Genomic DNA, 4,402 nt, shown 5'->3' with positions numbered 1-4,402 from the left:
GCCTCGGGCACCATGCCGTGCGCGTCGAGCCGCACGGGCACCGCCTCGGCGCCGAGTACGTCGAGCAGGTCGAGGAACGGCGGGAACCCCGGACTCTCGACGACGACGCGGTCGCCGAAGCGCACGAGCTGCTCGAGGGTGCGCGAGATCGCGTCGAGCGCGCCGTCGACGACCATGATCGACCCCGCGGGCGACGGCCACGAGTCGGCGAGCACGGTCGCGAGCGCGGGGATGACGGGTTCGGCCTGGTAGCTGCCGGTCTCGGCGCGGGCGGACACTCGCGAGAGCGCCGGTCCGAGCGCGGGCAGCAGCAGCGGGTCGGGCGTGCCCCGGGAGAGGTCGAGGCGAACGGGGTCGTCGGGCGCCGCCATCCCGCGCATCCGCGGCGCCAGCCGAGCGGCTGCCCCCCGAGCGGATGCCCCGCCCCGCACGAAGCTCCCGGCGCGGCCGCGCGACTCGATCATGCCGGCGCGCGCGAGCGCCTGCCACGCCTGGCTCACCGTCGCGGGGCTCACGCCGAGCGCGGCGGCGAGATCGCGGACGGTGGGCAGGCGTTCGCCCGGCGCGAGCTCGCCCGAGCTCACGCGCCGGGCGATCACGCCGGCGATGCCGCGTGGTGTCGCGTCGGGGAATTCGGCCCGCGCGACCAGCGCAGCGGCATCCGCTCGATCGCCGTTCATCGAAGCACCGTCACAGGAATACCTGACACGACCATTGCCTCCTCACGACGCAAGGGACAGTATGAATTCACCACAGCGACACAGAGTGAAACATAAGAGAAATGTTCACGCCGAACAATAACAGAACGGGTCGCGAGCCCCGTTCGGCAGTCCCCACCCTCGGCGTCGCAGCATCGCCCGGTCGCACCTGAGCAGCAGTCCCGCCAGGCGCACCGAGCGGACGGCAACGACGCCGACCGACTCAGGAGGCAACATGACGATCGTCCGAGCGGCCATCACGCAGACGACCTGGACCGGCGACAAGGAGTCCATGCTCGACAAGCACGAGCAGTTCGCCCGCGACGCCAAGGAGCAGGGCGCCGAGGTGATCTGCTTCCAGGAGCTGTTCTACGGCCCCTACTTCGGCATCACCGAGGACGTGAAGTACTACGACTACGCCGAGCCCGCCGAYGGCCCGATCGTGCAGCGCTTCGCCGCGCTCGCGAAGGAGCTCGGCATGGTGATGGTGCTGCCGATCTACGAGGAGGAGCAGCCGGGCGTCTACTACAACACGGCCGTGGTGGTCGACTCCGATGGCACGATCCTCGGCTCGTATCGCAAGCACCACATCCCGAACCTCGACAAGTTCTGGGAGAAGTTCTACTTCCGGCCCGGCAACCTCGGCTACCCCATCTTCCACACCGCGGTCGGGCCGATCGGCGTCTACATCTGCTACGACCGGCACTTCCCCGAGGGCTGGCGCGAGCTCGGCCTCAACGGCGCGCAGATCGTGTTCAACCCGAACGCCACGAAGCCCGGCCTGTCGAACCGGCTCTGGGAGATCGAGCAGCCCGCCGCGGCCGCCGCGAACGGCTACTTCGTGGCCGCCGCCAATCGGGTCGGCCTCGAGGACAACGAGTACGGCGATCTGGCCGTGAACTTCTACGGCAAGAGCCAGTTCGTCGACCCGCAGGGCAACATCGTCGGCGACTACGGCTCCGAGACCGAGGAGGAGGTCGTCGTCCGCGACCTCGACCTCGACATGATCCGGAACGTCCGCAACGCGTGGCAGTTCTACCGCGACCGCCGGCCCGACTCCTACACCTCCATCCCGAAGCCGTAACCCGACGAGCCACGCGAAGGAGCGAACCATGGCCACCACCCTCATCAGCGGCGGCACCGTCGTCAGTGCGACCGGACGCGCCGCGGCCGACGTGCTGATCGACGGCGAGACCATCAGGGCCGTGCTCGAGCCCGGCAGCAGCATCCTCGGCACGGATGTCGCGGCATCCGTCGACCGTGTCATCGACGCGACGGGCAAGTACGTGATCCCCGGCGGCATCGACGCGCACACGCACATGCAGCTGCCGTTCGGCGGCACCGAGGCATCCGACACCTTCGAGACCGGAACGCGGGCGGCGGCCTGGGGCGGCACGACGTCGATCATCGACTTCGCCGTGCAGACCTACGGGCAGCGCATCGAGGACGGACTGGCGGCGTGGCACGAGAAGGCGGCCGGCAACTGCGCGATCGACTACGGCTTCCACCAGATCGTCGGCGACGTGAACGACGCCTCGCTCGCGACGCTGCGGCGACTGCCCGACGAGGGCATCACGAGCTTCAAGATGTTCATGGCCTACCCGGGGGTCTTCTACTCGGATGACGCGCAGATCCTGAAGGCCATGCAGGTGTCGCGCGACACGGGCATGCTCACGATGATGCACGCCGAGAACGGCCCGGCGATCGACGTGCTCGCGGCCCAGCTCGTGGAGCAGGGCAAGACCGACCCCTACTACCACGGCGTCGCGCGCGCCTGGGAGATGGAGGAGGAGGCCACGCACCGCGCGATCATGCTCGCGAAGCTCACGGGTGCGCCGCTTTACGTGGTGCACGTGTCGGCGAAGCAGGCGGTCGAGCAGCTCGCGTGGGCGCGCGACAAGGGGCAGAACGTCTACGGCGAGACGTGTCCGCAGTACCTCTACCTGTCGCTCGAGGAACAGCTCGGCGCGTCGAGCGAGCAGTGGGGCCACTTCGAGGGCGCCAAGTGGGTGTGCTCCACTCCGCTGCGCTCGCACGAGGAGGGTCACCAGCAGTCGATGTGGCAGGCGCTGCGCACGAACGACCTGCAGATGGTCTCGACCGACCACTGCCCGTTCTGCATGAAGGACCAGAAGGAGCTCGGCCTCGGCGACTTCCGGAAGATCCCCAACGGCATCGGCTCGATCGAGCACCGCATGGACCTCATGTACCAGGGCGTCGTCACCGGCGAGATCACCCTCGAGCGCTGGGTGGAGCTCACGAGCACCACGCCGGCGCGCATGTTCGGCCTGTACGGCACGAAGGGCGTCATCCAGCCCGGCGCCGATGCCGATGTCGTCGTCTACGACCCGAACGGCCACACGTCGATCGGCCTCGAGAAGACGCACCACATGAACATGGACTACTCCGCGTGGGAGGGCTTCGAGATCGACGGCCACGTCGACACGGTGCTGTCCCGGGGCAAGGTCATCGTCGACGACGACCAGTACCTCGGCGCCAAGGGCGACGGCCGATTCCTCAGGCGCGGCCTGAGCCAGTACCTCATCTGAGTCGACCCCCCAACCCCCCGAGCCGACCCCAACCGAGCGGAGCACCCATGGACTTCGGAGTCGTCCTCCAGACGAACCCCCCGGCATCGCGCACCGTCCACCTCGCCAAGCTCGCCGAGCAGTACGGCTTCAGCACCGCGTGGACGTTCGACTCGCACCTGCTGTGGCAGGAGCCGTACGTGATCTACAGCCAGATCCTCGCCGAGACCCACCGCATCAAGGTGGGCCCCTTCGTCACCAACCCGGCGACCCGTGACTGGACCGTCACGGCGTCGATCTTCGCGACGCTCAACGAGATGTACGGCAACCGCACGATCTGCGGCATCGGCCGCGGCGACTCGGCCGTGCGCGTGACGAACGGCAAGCCGACCACACTGAAGGAGCTGCGCGAGTCGATCCACGTGATACGGGAGCTCGCGAACTCGCGGCCGGTGGAGTACAAGGGCTCGCAGCTGCAGTTCCCGTGGTCGCGCGGCTCGGAGCTCGAGGTGTGGGTCGCGGCCTACGGCCCGATGGCGCTGACGCTCGCGGGCGAGGTGGGCGACGGGTTCATCCTGCAGCTCGCCGACCTCGACATCGCCGCGTGGATGATCCAGCACGTGCGCGATGCCGCCGAGGCGGCGGGCCGCGACCCGATGTCGGTGAAGTTCTGCGTGGCCGCGCCCATGTACATCGGCGACGACCTCGAGCACATGCGCGACCAGTGCCGCTGGTTCGGCGGCATGGTCGGCAACCACGTCGCCGACATCGTCGCGAAGTACGGCACCGGCTCAGACGGGTCGGGCGCCGCCGTGCCGCAGGCGCTGACCGACTACATCAAGGGCCGCGAGGGCTACGACTACAACGAGCACGGCCGGGCCGGCAACACGCACACGTCGTTCGTGCCCGACGAGATCGTCGACCGGTTCTGCGTGCTCGGCACCGCCGACGAGCACATCGCCAAGCTCAAGGCCCTCGCCGACCTCGGCGTCGACCAGTTCGCCGGCTACCTCCAGCACGACAACAAGGAGGAGACGCTCCGGGTCTACGGCGAGACCGTGATCCCGGCGCTCTCCGAGCACATCACGGCGAAGGCATGACGGAGGCCGGCGTGCGCGAGACGACCGCGGTGACGGATGCCGCGGGCGCGGCGCCCGACCGCGGCATCCGCTCGCC

4 protein-coding genes are annotated in these 4,402 nt (G+C 68.9%); 3 read left to right on the top strand and 1 reads right to left on the bottom strand.

The window, feature by feature from the left end; genetic code table 11:
- The coding region (locus AC1DY2_RS16230) for a GntR family transcriptional regulator (RefSeq protein ID WP_476763357.1) at positions 1 to 680 on the bottom strand (680 nt) is incomplete at its 3' end.
- Positions 681 to 933: 253 nt separating this feature from the next.
- On the opposite strand from AC1DY2_RS16230, the gene AC1DY2_RS16225 reads away from it, so the two are divergent.
- The 3 genes from AC1DY2_RS16225 to AC1DY2_RS16215 are packed head-to-tail and all read left to right on the top strand — an operon-like array spanning position 934 to position 4,326.
- The gene (locus AC1DY2_RS16225) at positions 934 to 1,782 is read left to right on the top strand and encodes a nitrilase-related carbon-nitrogen hydrolase (protein WP_476763356.1); all 849 of its coding nucleotides are present in this window, start codon (positions 934 to 936) and stop codon (positions 1,780 to 1,782) included.
- 28 nt (positions 1,783 to 1,810) lie between these two features.
- Positions 1,811 to 3,247 (top strand): dihydropyrimidinase, encoded by a 1,437-nt coding sequence (hydA, locus tag AC1DY2_RS16220; protein WP_476763355.1) that lies wholly within the window; start codon positions 1,811 to 1,813, stop codon positions 3,245 to 3,247.
- 47 nt (positions 3,248 to 3,294) lie between these two features.
- Complete coding sequence (locus AC1DY2_RS16215) at positions 3,295 to 4,326, top strand: TIGR03842 family LLM class F420-dependent oxidoreductase (protein ID WP_476763354.1); 1,032 nt, start codon at positions 3,295 to 3,297, stop codon at positions 4,324 to 4,326.
- Positions 4,327 to 4,402 lie beyond the last annotated feature (76 nt).

The sequence above is a fragment of the Agromyces sp. P1_H4 genome, assembly GCF_056405255.1.
The sequence above is the reverse complement of the archived record's forward strand: the minus strand, read 5'-3'. Positions and strand labels throughout refer to the sequence as shown.

Bases quoted from the DNA above. Each gene is read 5' to 3' on its own strand.
- AC1DY2_RS16215 (WP_476763354.1), top strand. From the start codon at position 3,295: ATGGACTTCGGAGTCGTCCTCCAGACGAACCCCCCGGCATCGCGCACC.
- hydA (WP_476763355.1), top strand. From the start codon at position 1,811: ATGGCCACCACCCTCATCAGCGGCGGCACCGTCGTCAGTGCGACCGGA.